Origin of the sequence: Stenotrophomonas sp. GD03680, from assembly GCF_029844625.1 — a bacterium.
In the GTDB taxonomy this organism is placed as follows: domain Bacteria; phylum Pseudomonadota; class Gammaproteobacteria; order Xanthomonadales; family Xanthomonadaceae; genus Stenotrophomonas; species Stenotrophomonas maltophilia_P.
This window is the reverse complement of record NZ_JAOCKC010000003.1, coordinates 318,541-332,959: the sequence shown is the minus strand read 5'-3', so window position 1 is coordinate 332,959 and position 14,419 is coordinate 318,541. Positions and strand designations below refer to the sequence as shown.

The following is a 14,419-nucleotide window of genomic DNA, read 5'->3' as shown; positions in this document are numbered from 1 at the left end:
ATGACCGAACCAACCTCCACCGGCACCCTCTTCGCGCTGGCCACCAGCGTCGGGCTGGCTTCGCTGCTGCCGGGCGTCAATCCCGACGCCCTGATCGGCGCCTTCGCCGGTGCCACCCTGTTCGTGGTGTCGGCCAAGGATCTGCTGCTCTGGAAGCGGCTGTTCTACCTCGCTGTGAGCGTCGTGCCCGGCTACATGGGCGCCACCGACGTCATGCGCCGCTTCGGCCTGGAGTCGGCCGGGCTGGCGGCCTTCCTGCTGGCGGCCTGCGTGGTGACGATCACCCTGCGGCTGATCGAGGGCAGCGGGAGCATCGACTTCAAGTCCTTCCGCCGCGGAGACCGAAATGGCTGAGATCACCACCTTCCTCGCCCTGCTGGCCAGCCTGGCCATCTGCGGTCGCCTGATCACCTACCGCGCTCACGCAGGCGCTACGCACCGACCAGGCGTCTCAGTGGTGGCGTGGGTGCTGATCGCCTCCACCGGTGGCCAGGCGCTGCAGATCCTGCTGTACGGCCCCCGCGCACACGTCAGCCCCTGGCAGCTGGGCCTGCTGCTGGTGGTGCTGCTGCTGACCTTCCAGTCCAAGGGCAACGTCGCCCGCATTCTGAGGACCGACCCGTGACCCTGACCGACGACCTCCTTGCCCGCGCCATGCAGATGCCGCCGGCGCGCGTGCAGCGCTGGACCCAGCCGCTCAACGCGGCCATGGCCGAATTCGGCATCACCACCCGCCGCCAGATCGCCTACTTCCTCGCCCAGCTCGGCCATGAAAGCGTCAGCCTCACCCGCGTGGAAGAAGGCCTCAGCTACAGCACGGCCGAGCGCGTGGTGGCGGTGTTTCGGCGCTTCGACCTCAACGGCAACCGCAAGATCGAGCCGGAGGAGCTGGCCTTCGCCAAGGGCTTCCTGAACAACCCGCAGAAGCTGGCCAACTTCGTGTACGCCGGGCGCGGCGGCAACGGCAACGAAGCCAGCGGCGACGGCTGGCGCTACCGGGGTCGCGGTCCGATCCAGAACACCCTCAAGGACGGCTACGCCCGCATGGGTGTGCTGCTGGGCCTGCCGCTGGTGCAGAGCCCCGACCTGCTGCTGGATCCGGTCAACGGTGCGCGCGCAGCTGCGGCCTACTGGAAAGACAACGGCCTCAACCGCTGGGCCGATGCCGGCGACGTGCTGGCCCTGAGCCGCGCCATCAACCTGGGCAACCCGCGCTCCAAGGCCAAGCCGGAAGGTCTGGAAGACCGCATCGCCCGCACCAACCGCGCCGTCGCGCTGCTGGGGGCCGCGTGATGGGCCTGAGCATCGATCCGATCCGCCCCTACCTGACCACCGCCCGCTGGGCTGCGGTGATCATCCTGGTGATCGCCTGGGCATGGTTCTGGCACGGCCAGGGCGCTGCCAAGTGGGAAGGCAAGTACAACACCGAGCAGGCGGCCCACCAGGCCGCGCTGAAAGCCCACGCCGCCGTGCTGGCTGGGTTGGCCAAGGCCACGGCCGAAACGGCCGCCAAGGCCCGCGCTGCGGCGCTGGCGCTGGCTCACGACCGTACCGACAACGATGACCGATACGACAAGAAGGTGGACGATGCGAAACATGCCCGTGATGACCTTGCTGCTGCTCTGCGTCGTGGCGACGTGCAGCTGCAGCCGTGGTGGCAGTGTGGTGCTGCGACCGGATCCGACCCCGGTGCGGCTGCAGCCCTTGCCGAAGGCGAAGATGCAGCCGCCGACCTTCGGGCAGCGGACACGGCAGCGACTGTTGAGGACGCCGACCACGCCGACGCCTGGATCAGCTGGCTCCAGGACGAACTGACCAGCACCCGCCGGCAGGCCGTGGCCGCCGGCTGCGCGGTGGAGCCCGAGCCATGAAGAAGCCGGCCTCCCTGCGCGCTGCGATTGAGGCCGCCGTCCCCGAGCTGGCCACCGACAAGGATCGTCTGCTCGCCTTCATCGACAACGGCAGCATCGTCTGCACGTCCGTGGAATCGCGCTCGTTTGAGTGGCGCTACACGATGAACCTGATCATCACCGACTATGCCGGCGACCCGAACCGGCTGTGGCTGGCCCTGCTGGATTGGGTAAGGGTGAACCAGTCCCCGCTGATGGCCGGCCCCAGCCTGCAGGAGCAGATCCGCTTCGAGGTGGACATGCTGGCTGACGACAAGGTGGACCTGGACATCAAGTTGCCGCTCACCGAAAACGTGGTCGTCGCCCCGGATGACCAGGGCACCGACGCCCCTGCCGCCGTCGATGAGCCGCTGCCGTCGTGGATGACCTGACCTCGCTGGAAAGCTGGATAGGGCCGCTGCTGCAGCGACTTGAACCGGCAGGCCGCGCCCGACTCGCCCGCCGCATCGCGCAGGATCTGCAGCGCGCCCAAAGCGAGCGCATCGGGCAGCAGCGCGCTCCGGACGGCAGCCAGTACGCCCGCCGCAAGAACCAGAAGCGGCAGAAGGGCGGGCGGATCCGCCGGCGCAAGATGTTTGCCCGGCTCCGACAGTCCAAGCACCTCAAGGCACGCGGAAACGCCAGCGAAGCCTCGGTGTTCTTCATCCGCCGCGCCGCCGCCATTGCCCGCGTGCATCAGGAAGGTCTGGTCGACCAGGTGCGACGCGGCGGGCCGCGCGTGCGCTACGAGCGTCGCGAGCTGCTGGGCTTCGCCGATGGCGACAAGCAGCGGGTGGTCGACACCCTGCTCAATCACCTGGCCGGGTTGTAGCGCACACCGGTACAGCGCCAGCTTCTGTCGCGCGCGCGTGGGGCTGGCGACCATGACGGCATGACAACTTTCTCCGCCGTCGACCTGTCCCGCCTGCCCGCACCGAGCGCGGTCGAAGTCATCGACTACGAGGTTCTGCTCGGGCAGTGGTTGGACATGTATCGCGCACAGGATCCCAGCTACAGCGCGGTGGTGGAGTCCGACCCGGTCTACAAGCTCGCCCAGGTCGGTGCCTACCGCGAGATGCTGCTGCGTCAGCGCGTGAACGAAGGCATCAAATCCGTCCTGCTGGCCTATGCAGAGGATTCCATGCTCGACCACCTCGGTGCCTACTACGGCGTCGAGCGCCGCGTGGTTACTGAGGCCAACCCCGCCCTGGGCACGCCGGCAGTGATGGAGCTGGATGGCGAATTCCGCCGCCGGATCCAGATGGCGCCCGAGGGCTTCTCTGTCGCTGGCCCCGCTGGCGCCTACATCTTCCACGCCCTTGCCGCTGACCCTCGCGTGCTGGACGCCTCGGCCGACAGCCCCCAGCCCGGCCACGTTTCTGTCTACGTGCTATCACGCGAGGGCGATGGCACCGCGCCCGATGATCTGCTGGCCAAGGTGGCCACGGCAGTCAACCACGTCGACGTGCGCCCGCTCACTGACTTTGTGTCCGTGATGAGCGCGGCAATCATCGAATACGAGATCGAGGCAGTGCTCGACATCTCCCCCGGCCCGGATCCGGCCGTGGTGCTGAAAGCCGCTCAGGACGAAGCGGCCGCCTACGCCGAGAAGAACTCGCGCATGGCATCCATGGTCAGCCGCTCGGCACTGGACCGTGCGCTGCATCAGGAGGGTGTGGTCGACGTCACCCTGATCAGCCCCGCCCAGAACATCGCGGTCGGCGTAGGCGAGGCCAGCCGCTGCACCGGCATCCGCATCACCCACCGAACGGTGGGCAATGTCTAGCCTGCTGCCGCCGAACGCCGCCCCGCAGGAGGTGGCGGTCGCCAAGACCATGGCCCGTGTGTCGGACGTTCCGGCACCCTTCGATAGCGCGCTCGATCCCATGCGCGCGCCCGAGGCAATGCTGCCCTGGCTCGCTTGGTCGTTCAGCGTGGACACCTGGGGGCCGGACTGGCCGGTCTACGTGCGTCGCCGCACTGTGCAGCAGGCCATCAAGATCCATCGCCGCAAGGGCACCGTAGGCGCGTTGCTCGATGCGATCGATGCCATCGGTGTGCCCGTGCAGATTGAGGAATGGCACCAACGGGTACCGCAAGGCACTCCGTACACCTTCCGGGTGTTGGTCGATTCGGTGGCGACGCCTTTCACGCAGACCGACATGGCGCGACTGCTGGTCGCCATCGACGCCAACAAGAACCTGCGCTCGCACATGACTGAACTGGTGCCGGGCGGCAGTAGCTACAGCCTGGCCCACAGCGCCGCCGTTTCAATGCAGGGCATCGAGCGCGAGATTGCACCGAAGTATCAAGACATCTCGCTCCTGCTGGTCGCCTTGGACGAAGGCGAAGCCGAAGTAGAGCTCGCCGCAGATCGGCTGAATCTGCACCTCCACACCACTCTTCCCCAGCAGCAACGGACCGCCAATGAGCCTGCAGAACAAGGTTGACCGATTCATCAACGACAGCGACATCGCCCACGAAATCATCCACGGCAAGCGCAGCGCCGTGGTGGACACTGAGGGCGGCCCGGTTCCCACGCTCGCCAACGCCATCGGCTCGGTGTCCAACCTCGGTGAGCGCTTGGTCGCCCTTGAAGATGGCCAGTCTGCCGGGCGGATCGTAAAAGCCACCTGGTCCGAACTGGCTGCCGTGCCCACCACCGATGGCGGCGGACGCGGTGCAAGCGTTCTGGCTGACAGCGGCACCCACGTCGATCCCGTCTCCGGCGCCCAGGTACCCAACGCCGGTGAGTACACCGAGCACGCCGGCGGCTGGCAGTGGGCGCGTGCTGACGGCTTGGCGGCGAAGGCGGACAAGGAAGCTGTCGCAGCGGTTGCCGGCGTCAAATCGGCAGCTCCTGCGGCGGGCAACTATTTGGAGGTGGATCTGGACGCGATGGGCAACGTCGCCCGCGCCGTCCACGCCGATGGCACCTACGAGTACCTGCGCACCAAGGTGGGTACGCTGACCATGGGGCGGGACGCCAACGGTATGGCTCTTGTGGATGGCCATGCCCGCTGGCACGGGGTGTACGAGGAATGGTCACAGCCGCTTGCCGGTCGCTTCGCCGACGCACTGGAAGTGCACATCGATGCGCAGTTCCACGTGGGGTACGTGCGATTCAGCGATGGAACCGAGTGGCGCGTGGGTACGGTCGACCCATCGCCCAGCGTGGGCAGTGCATCTCTGCAGGAGGCAATCTCGCTGCCTGATGCCACCTACCCCAACCGCAACGGCGGCTTCACCTGCACCGGTCTGGATTTGATCACTACGGGCAAGTTCCGCGGCTGCTGGGTTGTCGGCAACGACGGTAGGCAGCGCGAGGGGTCCAACGACTTCTACTGTTCGGTGCTGATTCTGAGTCCCGACATGCGGCGGGTGGTGCGCGAGTTCATGTGCAACACGCCGACGTTTCCTGGGATCAAGTCCATCCAAGGTGTCGCGTGGGATCCCACGGACGACACGATCTGGTTTGTCGACAAGACCAACAAGACGCTCCGCCACATCGACACCGCAGGGGCCAAGCTGGCCGATGAGATCGTGGTCAGCCACACGGCCAACGGACTGGCCTATGACGCGGCAACCGATGCGCTGTGGTCGCCCGACGAAGGCACCACCACTCTCTACATCCTGTCCTGCGCCACCGGTCAGGTCGTGCGCACCCTGGACGGCGTGGCGACCGATGCTGACCACGTGCACCTGGTGCCCTCGCGCGGCGAAGTCTGGATCACACGCGGCAGCAATGGTGCCGATGGCCAGCTGGTGATCTACGACCAGGCCATGACGCGCAAGCACGCCATCACGCTCCCCGGCTCTCAAGCAATCGAGGGCGGCCACTACGACACCGCCACCGGCATCTTCACCAACGTCAACGACGGCGCGTTCCATGAGAGCGCCAATCCGCCGCTGGCCCTGGCCAACAAGCACCACATCAAGGGCATCTGACCGCTATGACCATCATCAAACGATTCGCCGCACCGGCCGCTTTCCCCGACACCCTGATCCTGGACATCGAGCCGCAGGTGGCCTATCCGGCAGGCAACCTGCTGGGCGCTTATCGCTTCAAGCGGAGCGCCAAGGCCAGCGCCGCACCGAAGGCTGGCAGCTGGGGTGCCTTCGATGTGTCTGGCGCTGGTGATGAACCCAAGTGGGATGCCGCCTCAGTGGTCTGCACGGGTCAGATCCTGGCCGTCACCGGGCAGGGCTTGCCCAACACGGGCAACCTCACCTTCGCTGCGGTGGTTCGCCAGGCGTACCCGGATGGCTCGCCCACCACGGGCACGCAGTTCTTCATCGGCCGCACTGGCGCAGCCGCACAGACGATTGGCCTCATCCGTGGATCCGGCGGCACCCTGGCGTTCACCTGCGGCGGGGTGAACGTCGGTATCCCGGCCGATGGCGGTGACCGCTTCGAGCTGTTCCTCGGCACCTACAATCGCGCGACCGGCGCAACGTCCATCTACCGACCGCGCACCAAGACCAGCGCTGCCAGTACCGTGACCGCCGAACTGCCCAGCGGCGGCACCGTCCGCCTGTCCGGGCCTGCGTCGAGCAGCTACGCCGGCCACACACAGCAGGTTTGGAACTGCTGCTACAACCGCCTGCTGACCACGGCGGAGATGGATGACCTGTACGCCAGCCTCCAGGCGTCCCTGGCCGTCGGCGGCGTCGAGATCTGAGGACAGACCATGGCTCAGTACAGCACCCGCCACACCGACTACGGCCTGCGCCGGCTCAATGCTGCGCGGCTTGGCGGTGCAGAAATGCGCTTGGCCGAGATCGCCTTCGGTGACGGCAACGGCAATCCCATCGATCCGGACGCCTTCGACGGGTCGGCCATCGGCCTGGTCCGTGAGCGCTACCGGACCAGCATCAACCGGATCTACCAGGATCCCGAGAATCCCCTGGTGTACTACGCCGAGGGCATCGTTCCGCCGACCGCTGGTGGCTTCGTGCTGCGTGAGATGGCCGTGTTCGACGCTGACGGCGGCATGGTGGCCATGGCCAACATGCCCGACGTCTACCAGCCACTGGCCAGCGACGGGGCCATCGGCGACGGCCTGTACCGCATGGCATTTGCGGTGGGCAATGCCGGCAACGTGCAGATCAAGCTGGACCCCAACACCGTGATGGCCTCGCGGCAGTGGGTCATCAGCTCGGTGAACTCGGCAACGGTGCTGCCGGGCGGCACGACTGGCCAGATCGCACGTAAGCGAAGTAATGCCGATGGCGACATCGAATGGGGCGACGCGGGCGAAGTGAACGTTCTGGTCAACACCATCGAAGAGCGCCAGACGCTCGCCGCAGGCCAGACACGCATCGTGCTGGCCATCACTACCACGCTGGGGTTGGCGATCTACATCAATGGCCAGCGCATCTCGCGTGGTGGCGCGGCTGATGAATGGCTGCCCGACCCCGATGACGGAACCCAGCTGACGCTGGGCCAAGCCTATGCGGCGGGGACCCGTGTGATCGCGGCTCAGAACGAGCCGGCAGGCAACGCCGGTGCCCCGCTGCAGCGGGGGGAGAATCTGGCCGACGTGGCCGACAAGGCCCAAGGTCGAAAGAACCTCGGCGTCGTCAGCGCCGAGGAAACCCGGCAGATGGCGCCTGCCGGCATGATCGGAACGTTCGCCGGCAGCCACGCGCCCACGGGCTGGCTCAAGGCCAACGGTGCCCAGGTGGCCAAGGATGCCTACCCTGCCCTCTACGCGGCGGTGGGCGACCTCTACACGCCCCCCGGCCAGTCACCGTCCGCCGGCAGCTTCTTCCTGCCCGATCTTCGCGGCCTGTTCCCCCGCTTCTGGGATGACGGCCGGGGTAACGACGCAGGACGCTCGCTCGGCAGCAACCAGGGCGACCAGCTGGCTGCGCACGCCCACAGCGGCCGCACTGCAGATGCCGGCGACCACGCACACGACTCGGCGTTCGGTGAGGGCAACAAGCACATCGCAGCTGCACCCTACGGCATGAGCGAACACCGCCCAGGCGGCCGCAACGCTGGTTCCAGCGGCGGCATCGACTACGACAACTACGCCTGGCAAACCTCCACCGATGGCAGGCACGCGCACGACTTCACCACGGGCGTTTCCGGCGGCAATGAAACCCGCCCGAAGAACGTCGCCCTGCTGGCCTGCATCAAGTACTGACCATGGCCACCAAGACGGTCTACCTTGTCGATACGGCCGGCCTGCTGGCCGGCACCGCCCAGGCCGATGAGTCGCCCCTGCAACCAGGCACCTGGCTGCTGCCGGCCGGCGCAGTGGAGACCCCGCCGCCGGCAGAGTTCCCCGCAGGCCGCTGGCCTCGCTGGATCGGCAGCGGTTGGGTGCTGGCCACCGCACCACCCTCGCGCATCAAGGGGCTGTAGCGACGACCGCTACACCCCGCACGCAGTGCGGCCTCCCGCGCGCACGAGCAGCATGGGCATATGGACCTTGCCCGCCTGATCTCCAACCTCATTCGCACCGGCACCGTCGTGTCGGTCGACATCGACGCTGGGCTGTGCCGCGTCGCATCCGGCGATCTGACAACCAACTGGATCCAGTGGCTGACCCTGCGCGCAGGCACCACGGTCACCTGGTCGGCACCCACGCCGGGCGAGCAGGTGATCCTGCTCTCGCCTGAAGGCGACACGGCCAATGCCATCGCGCTGTGCGGCCTGTACTCGGAGCAGGTGCCTGCCCCTGCCGCCAGCGGTGCCGTCAGCCTGCTGCGCTTTGCCGATGGCGCGCAGCTGCGCTACGACGCAGACACGCACGCACTGGAAGCCCTGCTGCCGTCTGGCGGCACCTTCACTGTCACCGCCGACGGCGGCAGCACCATCAACGGCCCCCTGACCGTAAACGGCGAGACCACCCTCAACGGCAACACGGCCGTGGTGGGCAATGCCTCTGTAAGCGGGACCGCCACCGCTGACGTCGACGTGGTCGGCGCCGGCATCAGCCTCAAGGGACACGTGCACCTCGGCGTACAGCGTGGCAACGGCCTGACGGATCCGCCGCAGTGAGGGGCATGTCCGCCACCACCGGCCGTGCCATCGAAGGTGCCGAGCACCTGGCGCAGTCCATCAACGACGTGCTGACCACACCGCTCAACACCCGCGTGATGCGCCGCGACTATGGCTCGCTGATGCCCGAGCTGGTCGACCAGCCGTTTACCGGCCAGACCCGGACCCTGCTTTTTGGTGCGGTGGCCACGGCGCTGATGCGCTGGGAGCCGCGGATCCGCATCAGCAAGCTCTCGATCTCGCAGGGGAATGCCCCCGGCGCGTTTGTCCTGGACGTGGAGGGCACCCGGACCGACGTCACCCAGGGCAGTGGCTACACCCGCCTGACCATCCCCCTCCGCTTCCGCTAACTGGAGATATCCCATGGACTACCATCACGGCGTCCGCGTCGTCGAAGTGAATACCGGCGTCCGCGCCATCCGCACCGTGGCCACCGCCGTGATCGGCCTGGTGGCCACGGGCGATGCCGCCGACGTGGCGCTGTTCCCTCTGAACAAGCCGGTGCTGATCACCGATATCGATGGCGCCATCACCAAGGCCGGCGCCACTGGCACGCTCAAGGCCTCGCTGGAGGCCATCGCCGATCAGACCAAGCCGGTGCTGGTGGTCGTGCGCGTCAAGGAAGAAGACAACGACGGCGAGCAGTCCATCGCCGCCATCGGCGCCAAGACCAACGGCGAGTACTCTGGCCTGCAGGCGCTGCTGGCCGCCGAGGCGCAGGTGGGCGTGAAGCCACGCATCATCGGCGCACCGGGCCTGGATACACAGGTGGTTGCCGCAGCGCTGGCGGTCGTCGCCCAGCGCCTGCGCGCGATGGCCTACATCAGCGCCGGTACCGCCAAGACCGTCACCGAGGCCACTGCCTACCGCGAGGAATTCGGTGCGCGCGAGCTGATGATCATCTGGCCGGATTTCACCGCCCTGGACAGCACCACCGGCCAGATCGGCATGGCCTACGCCGTCGCCCGCGCCCTGGGCCTGCGTGCCCTGATCGACAAGGAACAGGGCTGGCACAAGAACATTTCCAATGTCGCGGTCAACGGCGTCACCGGCATCTCGCGCGACGTCTTCTTCGATCTGCAGGATCCGGCCAGCGATGCCGGCGTTCTCAATGCCGGCGACGTCACCACCCTGATCCAGATGAACGGCTACCGCTTCTGGGGATCGCGTACCTGCAGCGACGATGTGCTGTTCGCTTTCGAGACCGCCACGCGCACCGCGCAGATCCTCAAGGACACCATCGCCGATGCGATGGCGATCTATGTCGACAAGCCGATGCACGCCTCGCTGATCAAGGACATCATCGAGAGCATCAATGCCAAGTTCCGGGAGCTGAAAGGCAGCGGCTACATCATCGATGCCAAGGCCTGGTACGACCCGGACGCCAACACGCAGACCACGCTGAATTCCGGCGCGCTCACCATCGACTACGACTTCACCCCGGTCCCGCCGCTGGAAAACCTGATGCTGCGCCAGCGCATCACTGACAAGTACCTGGCCAGCTTCGCCTCGGCCATCGCCAACTGATCCCCCCTGCCTGCGGCGGTCAGTTCCTGGCCGCCTTGGCTCCGCATCGGAGAAAACCCCATGGGCCTGCCCCGCAAACTGAAAGGCTTCAACACGTTCACCGCCGGCGAAAGCTTCCTCGGCGAAGCCAAGACCATCACGCTGCCCGAGCTGAAACGCATCATGGAGGCCTACCGTGGCGGCGGCATGAGCGGCCCGGTGAAGATCGACCTCGGCCAGGATGAGATCCAGATCAAGGTGGTCTACGGCGGCCTGATGCGCCCGATCCTGCGCCAGTACGCCGAGACCAGCCACGACGGCGTGCAGATCCGCTTTGCCGGCGGCTACCAGCGCGACGACAACGGCCAGGTCGACGCAGTCGAGGTGGTCATCCGCGGCCGCCACGAAGGCATCGAGTTCGGCGATTCCGAGGCCGGCTCGGACACCGAGTTCACCGTCACCACGGCCTGCAGCTACTACAAGCTGACCTGGAACGGCGAGGTGCTGATCGAGATTGACCTGGTGAACATGGTCGAGAACATCGGCGGCATCGATCGCCTGCTGGCACTGCGCAACGCCATCGGCGCGTAACCCAATCCCACCCCGCGACGGGCGCCACGCGCCCGCTCGCTTTTCCCTGCATCCCCGAAGGAGAGATCCATGACCGGCACCACCATCCCCAACGTCCAGAAGGCCGCGCGTAAGGCCACCATCACCCTGGAAGAGCCGCTGCAGCGCGGCGACTCGCAGATCACCTCCGTGGAGGTCCGCCGCCCCGGTGCCGGTGAGCTGCGCGGCCTTAAGCTGGTGGAGGTGCTGAACATGGATGTCACCGCGCTGGCCACTCTGCTGCCGCGCATCACCAACCCGACGTTGACCAGCGGCGACGTCGCCGCGCTGGATGCGGCCGATCTGCTGCAGTTCGGCATGGAGACGGCCGCTTTTTTCATGACGCGGGAACAGGCGACTGCCCAGGGCTACCCGACCGCGTAGAAGACGCCATGGCCGACGTGGCCACCATCTTCCACTGGCCACCAACGGAAATGGACCGCTGGTCGGTGGAGGAACTGATGGAGTGGCGCGAACGCGCCCGGAAACGCAGCGGCGCCCCCGATTGAGGGCGCCGTTCTCACATACGGAGTCCTAGATGAGCGAGAACATGCGGCTGCGCGTCCTGCTGGACGCGATTGACAGGGCCACCGGGCCGATGCGTCGCGTCCTGGGCGGCAGCCGGACCCTTACCGAATCGCTGCGCTCGCAGCGCGAGGCACTGCGCGGCCTCAATGCGCAGCAGCGCGACGTGTCCGCCTTCCGTGAGCTGGCGGAGAAGTCCAAGGCATCGGCGGCGGCGTTGAAGGACCAGCGCGCCAAGGTCCGGCAGCTGGCGGCGGAAATGCGCGGCGCAGAGCAGCCCAGCGAAGAGTTGGCGCAGAAGTTCGCCGCCGCCACGCGCGCCGCCGGGCGGATGAAATACGAGGTCAGCCGCAACGCCGAGCGGCTGCAGGCGCTGCGCACCCGGCTTGCTGCTGTCGGCATCAGCACCAGCGAGCTGGGCAACCATGAGCGTCGCCTGCGCACCGACATCGTCCGGGCCAACGAAGCCATCGAGCAGCAGCAGAGACGGCTTACGGCGCTCAATGCGCAACAGAAGCGGTCACAGGCGCTGCAGAGCGGTGGCCTGAAGGCCACGGCGCTGGGCGCGGGCATGACCATCGGTGGCCGCAAGGCGCTGGACGCGGCCATCCTGCCTGTGGGTGAGGCAGTCGGGTTTGAATCGGCCATGGCCGACGTGCGCAAGGTGGTCGACTTCGACGCCCCGCGCCAGTTCGCTCAGATGGGTCTGGACATCGAGGATCTGTCCCGCCGCCTGCCGATGGTGCCCAACGAGATCGCCAAGATCGTCGCCGCTGCCGGTCAGGCCTCGATCCCGCGCAAGGAGCTGCTGCAGTTCGCAGAAGACGCCACCAAGCTGGGTGTCGCCTTCGACACCACCGCCGAGGATGCTGGCCAGACCATGGCAACCTGGCGCACCGCCTTCCGCATGGGCCAGGCCGAGGTGGTCACCCTGGCCGACAAGATCAACTACCTGGGCAACACCGGCCCGGCCAGCGTCCAGAAGATCAGCGACGTGGTGAACCGCATTGGCGCGCTGGGAGAAGTGGCTGGCCTGCAGAGCGGCCCGCTGGCCGCCCTGGGCGCGACGGTGGCGGGCATGGGCATCGAGTCCGAAGTGTCGGCCACCGGCATCAAGAACATGCTGCTCACCCTCTCCTCGGGCGAGGCGGCCACCAAGCGCCAGCTCGCCGCGTTCGACAAGCTGGGCCTCAGCTCCACCAAGATGGCCCAAGCCATGCAGAAGGATGCCGGCGGCGCGATCCTCGATGTGCTGGAGCGGTTGAAGAAGCTGCCGGCGACGTCGCAGGCGGCCACCATGACCACGCTGTTCGGGCGCGAGTCCATCGGCGCGATCGCGCCGCTGCTGACCAACCTGGACCTGCTCAAGACCAACTTCGACAAGGTCACCGACACCCAGCAGTACGCCGGATCCATGGAGAAGGAATACGCCGCGCGCGTGGCCACCTCCGAGAACGCCATGCAGCTGGCGAAGAACACCATGCTGGTGATGGCCGGCACGCTCGGCCGTACCCTGCTGCCCGACATCAAGGCCGCCTCCGAGGCGGTGGGCCGCGTGGTGGGCGGCTTCATCGCCTGGACGCGCGAGAACCCGCAGCTGGCGCGCGCGCTCACCGTGAGCGCGGTGGCAGGTGCTGCGCTGGTTACGGCGCTGGGCGCGCTGCTGACCGTGGGCGGTCTGGCATCGATGGCGCTGGGCCAGATCAGCGGCGCGGTGGCCCTGCTGTCCGGTGGCGGCGGTGTCGGTGCCCTGATCGCACGCTTCGGCACGCTGGCCACCCAGGTGCTGCCCACCCTGCTCAACGTCGGACGCGCCCTGATGGTGGTGCTGGGTGGTATCAGCTTGCCGGTGCTGGCCATCGCCGCGGCTGTTGCGGTGGTGGCTGCGGTGGTGTGGAAGTACTGGGGGCCGATCAAGGCCTTCATGATCGGCGTCTGGCAGGGCCTGCAGGACGCCTTCGCGCCTGTGCTGGCCGAGCTACGCACCGCGCTGGCTCCGCTGGCACCGCTGTGGGATCAGCTTTCCTCGGCCATCGGCAAGGTGTGGGATTGGGTCAAACAGCTGTTCGCCCCGTTTGAGGCCACCACCGAGCAGCTGGAGGGGGCCACCAGCGCCGGTCGCACGTTCGGCCAGTTCCTGGGCGTGGCCCTCACCGTGCAGCTGCGCATGGCCGTCAAGGCCATCGGCTGGCTGGTCACCGCTTCCACCACCATGCAGGAGGTCGTCATGCGCGTGGTCGGTGGGCTGGGCCAGTACCTGGGTGGCGCCTGGTCGATAATCGTGGGTCTGTTCACCGGCAACGGTCAGCGCATCACCCAAGGCCTGCAGAGCATGTGGACCGGCATCAACACCCTGCTGGCCAGCTGGCCGTCGAAGATGATGCAGGCCGGCATGGACATGGTGATGGGCCTGGTCAACGGCATCCGGTCGAAGATCTCCGCCGCGACCTCGGCCGTGTCCGGGGTGGGCCGGGGGGTGATCGATCAGTTCAAGGGCATGCTCGGGATCCACAGCCCCTCCCGCGTGTTCGCCGAGCTGGGCGGCTTCACCATGCAGGGCTTGGCCAACGGCCTGCAGGCCGGCCAGAACGGCCCGCTCGCTGCCCTGCAGGGCATCACTCGCCGCATCCAACAGGTGGGCGCTGGCGCGGCGCTGGCGGCGCTTGCCGGGCCGGTGGGGGCGGTGGACAGCCGCCCGCCCGTGTCGGCCAGCCAGGGCGCGTCTGCGGCCCCCATCGGAAAGATCGAGATCCACGTCCATACGCAGACCGGCCAGGACGCAGCGGACATAGCCCGGGCCGTCCGCGCCGAGTTTGAAGCCCTGCAGCGACAGCAACAGGCCCGCGCGCGCTCTGCGCTGGGCGATAGGGAGTAACCG

At 67.4% G+C, this 14,419-nt stretch carries 19 protein-coding genes; all 19 read left to right on the top strand.

The genetic code is table 11. From position 1 onward, the window contains the following. Nucleotides 1-354, top strand: a complete 354-nt coding sequence (locus N5J29_RS05830) for a putative holin (RefSeq protein WP_046272347.1) — start codon at nucleotides 1-3, stop codon at nucleotides 352-354. Then, nucleotides 347-625 carry a phage holin family protein gene (locus N5J29_RS05825; protein ID WP_164151183.1) on the top strand — a complete coding sequence of 93 codons (279 nt, stop codon included), beginning with the start codon at nucleotides 347-349 and terminating at the stop codon, nucleotides 623-625. Before N5J29_RS05830 ends, N5J29_RS05825 begins: the two co-directional genes overlap by 8 nt. Nucleotides 626-654: 29 nt before the next feature. Beyond that, nucleotides 655-1,293: a glycoside hydrolase family 19 protein gene (locus N5J29_RS05820; protein ID WP_279924220.1), complete on the top strand. Its 639-nt coding sequence runs from the start codon at nucleotides 655-657 to the stop codon at nucleotides 1,291-1,293. After that, the gene (locus N5J29_RS05815; protein WP_279924189.1) at nucleotides 1,293-1,871 is read left to right on the top strand and encodes a hypothetical protein; all 579 of its coding nucleotides are present in this window, start codon (nucleotides 1,293-1,295) and stop codon (nucleotides 1,869-1,871) included. The genes N5J29_RS05820 and N5J29_RS05815 overlap by 1 nt, the downstream gene beginning before the upstream one ends. Beyond that, nucleotides 1,868-2,281, top strand: coding sequence for a phage tail protein (locus N5J29_RS05810; protein ID WP_279924187.1), 414 nt, complete (start codon nucleotides 1,868-1,870; stop codon nucleotides 2,279-2,281). The genes N5J29_RS05815 and N5J29_RS05810 overlap by 4 nt, the downstream gene beginning before the upstream one ends. Further along, nucleotides 2,269-2,721, top strand: a complete 453-nt coding sequence (locus N5J29_RS05805; protein WP_197622716.1) for a phage virion morphogenesis protein — start codon at nucleotides 2,269-2,271, stop codon at nucleotides 2,719-2,721. Before N5J29_RS05810 ends, N5J29_RS05805 begins: the two co-directional genes overlap by 13 nt. Nucleotides 2,722-2,781: 60 nt before the next feature. Further along, nucleotides 2,782-3,675, top strand: coding sequence for a baseplate J/gp47 family protein (locus tag N5J29_RS05800; RefSeq protein WP_279924184.1), 894 nt, complete (start codon nucleotides 2,782-2,784; stop codon nucleotides 3,673-3,675). Then, nucleotides 3,668-4,339: a phage tail protein I gene (locus tag N5J29_RS05795; protein WP_279924182.1), complete on the top strand. Its 672-nt coding sequence runs from the start codon at nucleotides 3,668-3,670 to the stop codon at nucleotides 4,337-4,339. Before N5J29_RS05800 ends, N5J29_RS05795 begins: the two co-directional genes overlap by 8 nt. Continuing rightward, a complete protein-coding gene (locus N5J29_RS05790; RefSeq protein ID WP_279924180.1) occupies nucleotides 4,317-5,837 on the top strand; it encodes a hypothetical protein in 1,521 nt (506 codons plus the stop codon). Before N5J29_RS05795 ends, N5J29_RS05790 begins: the two co-directional genes overlap by 23 nt. A gap of 5 nt (nucleotides 5,838-5,842) precedes the next feature. Beyond that, nucleotides 5,843-6,571, top strand: a complete 729-nt coding sequence (locus N5J29_RS05785) for a hypothetical protein (RefSeq protein ID WP_279924178.1) — start codon at nucleotides 5,843-5,845, stop codon at nucleotides 6,569-6,571. A gap of 9 nt (nucleotides 6,572-6,580) precedes the next feature. Next, on the top strand, nucleotides 6,581-8,041 hold the full coding sequence (locus tag N5J29_RS05780; RefSeq protein ID WP_279924176.1) for a phage tail protein: 1,461 nt from the start codon (nucleotides 6,581-6,583) through the stop codon (nucleotides 8,039-8,041). 2 nt (nucleotides 8,042-8,043) lie between these two features. Continuing rightward, entirely contained in the window at nucleotides 8,044-8,262 is a 219-nt protein-coding gene (locus tag N5J29_RS05775; RefSeq protein ID WP_279924175.1) for a hypothetical protein, read from the top strand. Between the two features lie 60 nt (nucleotides 8,263-8,322). Continuing rightward, nucleotides 8,323-8,901 carry a phage baseplate assembly protein V gene (locus N5J29_RS05770; protein WP_279924173.1) on the top strand — a complete coding sequence of 193 codons (579 nt, stop codon included), beginning with the start codon at nucleotides 8,323-8,325 and terminating at the stop codon, nucleotides 8,899-8,901. Then, complete coding sequence (locus N5J29_RS05765) at nucleotides 8,898-9,251, top strand: GPW/gp25 family protein (RefSeq protein WP_279924171.1); 354 nt, start codon at nucleotides 8,898-8,900, stop codon at nucleotides 9,249-9,251. The genes N5J29_RS05770 and N5J29_RS05765 overlap by 4 nt, the downstream gene beginning before the upstream one ends. A gap of 13 nt (nucleotides 9,252-9,264) precedes the next feature. Beyond that, a complete protein-coding gene (locus tag N5J29_RS05760; protein ID WP_279924169.1) occupies nucleotides 9,265-10,428 on the top strand; it encodes a phage tail sheath protein in 1,164 nt (387 codons plus the stop codon). 60 nt (nucleotides 10,429-10,488) lie between these two features. Then, nucleotides 10,489-10,998, top strand: a complete 510-nt coding sequence (locus N5J29_RS05755; RefSeq protein WP_279924167.1) for a phage major tail tube protein — start codon at nucleotides 10,489-10,491, stop codon at nucleotides 10,996-10,998. A gap of 69 nt (nucleotides 10,999-11,067) precedes the next feature. Further along, nucleotides 11,068-11,400 (top strand): phage tail assembly protein, encoded by a 333-nt coding sequence (locus N5J29_RS05750; RefSeq protein WP_279924165.1) that lies wholly within the window; start codon nucleotides 11,068-11,070, stop codon nucleotides 11,398-11,400. A gap of 8 nt (nucleotides 11,401-11,408) precedes the next feature. Further along, nucleotides 11,409-11,525 carry a GpE family phage tail protein gene (locus tag N5J29_RS05745; RefSeq protein ID WP_046272332.1) on the top strand — a complete coding sequence of 39 codons (117 nt, stop codon included), beginning with the start codon at nucleotides 11,409-11,411 and terminating at the stop codon, nucleotides 11,523-11,525. Nucleotides 11,526-11,554: 29 nt separating this feature from the next. Further along, nucleotides 11,555-14,416 carry a phage tail tape measure protein gene (locus N5J29_RS05740; protein WP_279924163.1) on the top strand — a complete coding sequence of 954 codons (2,862 nt, stop codon included), beginning with the start codon at nucleotides 11,555-11,557 and terminating at the stop codon, nucleotides 14,414-14,416. Nucleotides 14,417-14,419: the final 3 nt, after the last annotated feature.

Excerpts from the sequence above, each read along its gene's own strand:
- N5J29_RS05780 (WP_279924176.1), top strand. The coding sequence starts at position 6,581 with ATGGCTCAGTACAGCACCCGCCACACCGACTACGGCCTGCGCCGGCTC.
- N5J29_RS05790 (WP_279924180.1), top strand. The coding sequence starts at position 4,317 with ATGAGCCTGCAGAACAAGGTTGACCGATTCATCAACGACAGCGACATC.
- N5J29_RS05815 (WP_279924189.1), top strand. The coding sequence starts at position 1,293 with ATGGGCCTGAGCATCGATCCGATCCGCCCCTACCTGACCACCGCCCGC.
- N5J29_RS05830 (WP_046272347.1), top strand. The coding sequence starts at position 1 with ATGACCGAACCAACCTCCACCGGCACCCTCTTCGCGCTGGCCACCAGC.
- N5J29_RS05775 (WP_279924175.1), top strand. The coding sequence starts at position 8,044 with ATGGCCACCAAGACGGTCTACCTTGTCGATACGGCCGGCCTGCTGGCC.
- N5J29_RS05760 (WP_279924169.1), top strand. The coding sequence starts at position 9,265 with ATGGACTACCATCACGGCGTCCGCGTCGTCGAAGTGAATACCGGCGTC.
- N5J29_RS05810 (WP_279924187.1), top strand. The coding sequence starts at position 1,868 with ATGAAGAAGCCGGCCTCCCTGCGCGCTGCGATTGAGGCCGCCGTCCCC.
- N5J29_RS05750 (WP_279924165.1), top strand. The coding sequence starts at position 11,068 with ATGACCGGCACCACCATCCCCAACGTCCAGAAGGCCGCGCGTAAGGCC.
- N5J29_RS05740 (WP_279924163.1), top strand. The coding sequence starts at position 11,555 with ATGAGCGAGAACATGCGGCTGCGCGTCCTGCTGGACGCGATTGACAGG.
- N5J29_RS05820 (WP_279924220.1), top strand. The coding sequence starts at position 655 with ATGCAGATGCCGCCGGCGCGCGTGCAGCGCTGGACCCAGCCGCTCAAC.
- N5J29_RS05770 (WP_279924173.1), top strand. The coding sequence starts at position 8,323 with ATGGACCTTGCCCGCCTGATCTCCAACCTCATTCGCACCGGCACCGTC.
- N5J29_RS05825 (WP_164151183.1), top strand. The coding sequence starts at position 347 with ATGGCTGAGATCACCACCTTCCTCGCCCTGCTGGCCAGCCTGGCCATC.
- N5J29_RS05755 (WP_279924167.1), top strand. The coding sequence starts at position 10,489 with ATGGGCCTGCCCCGCAAACTGAAAGGCTTCAACACGTTCACCGCCGGC.
- N5J29_RS05745 (WP_046272332.1), top strand. The coding sequence starts at position 11,409 with ATGGCCGACGTGGCCACCATCTTCCACTGGCCACCAACGGAAATGGAC.
- N5J29_RS05795 (WP_279924182.1), top strand. The coding sequence starts at position 3,668 with ATGTCTAGCCTGCTGCCGCCGAACGCCGCCCCGCAGGAGGTGGCGGTC.
- N5J29_RS05800 (WP_279924184.1), top strand. The coding sequence starts at position 2,782 with ATGACAACTTTCTCCGCCGTCGACCTGTCCCGCCTGCCCGCACCGAGC.
- N5J29_RS05785 (WP_279924178.1), top strand. The coding sequence starts at position 5,843 with ATGACCATCATCAAACGATTCGCCGCACCGGCCGCTTTCCCCGACACC.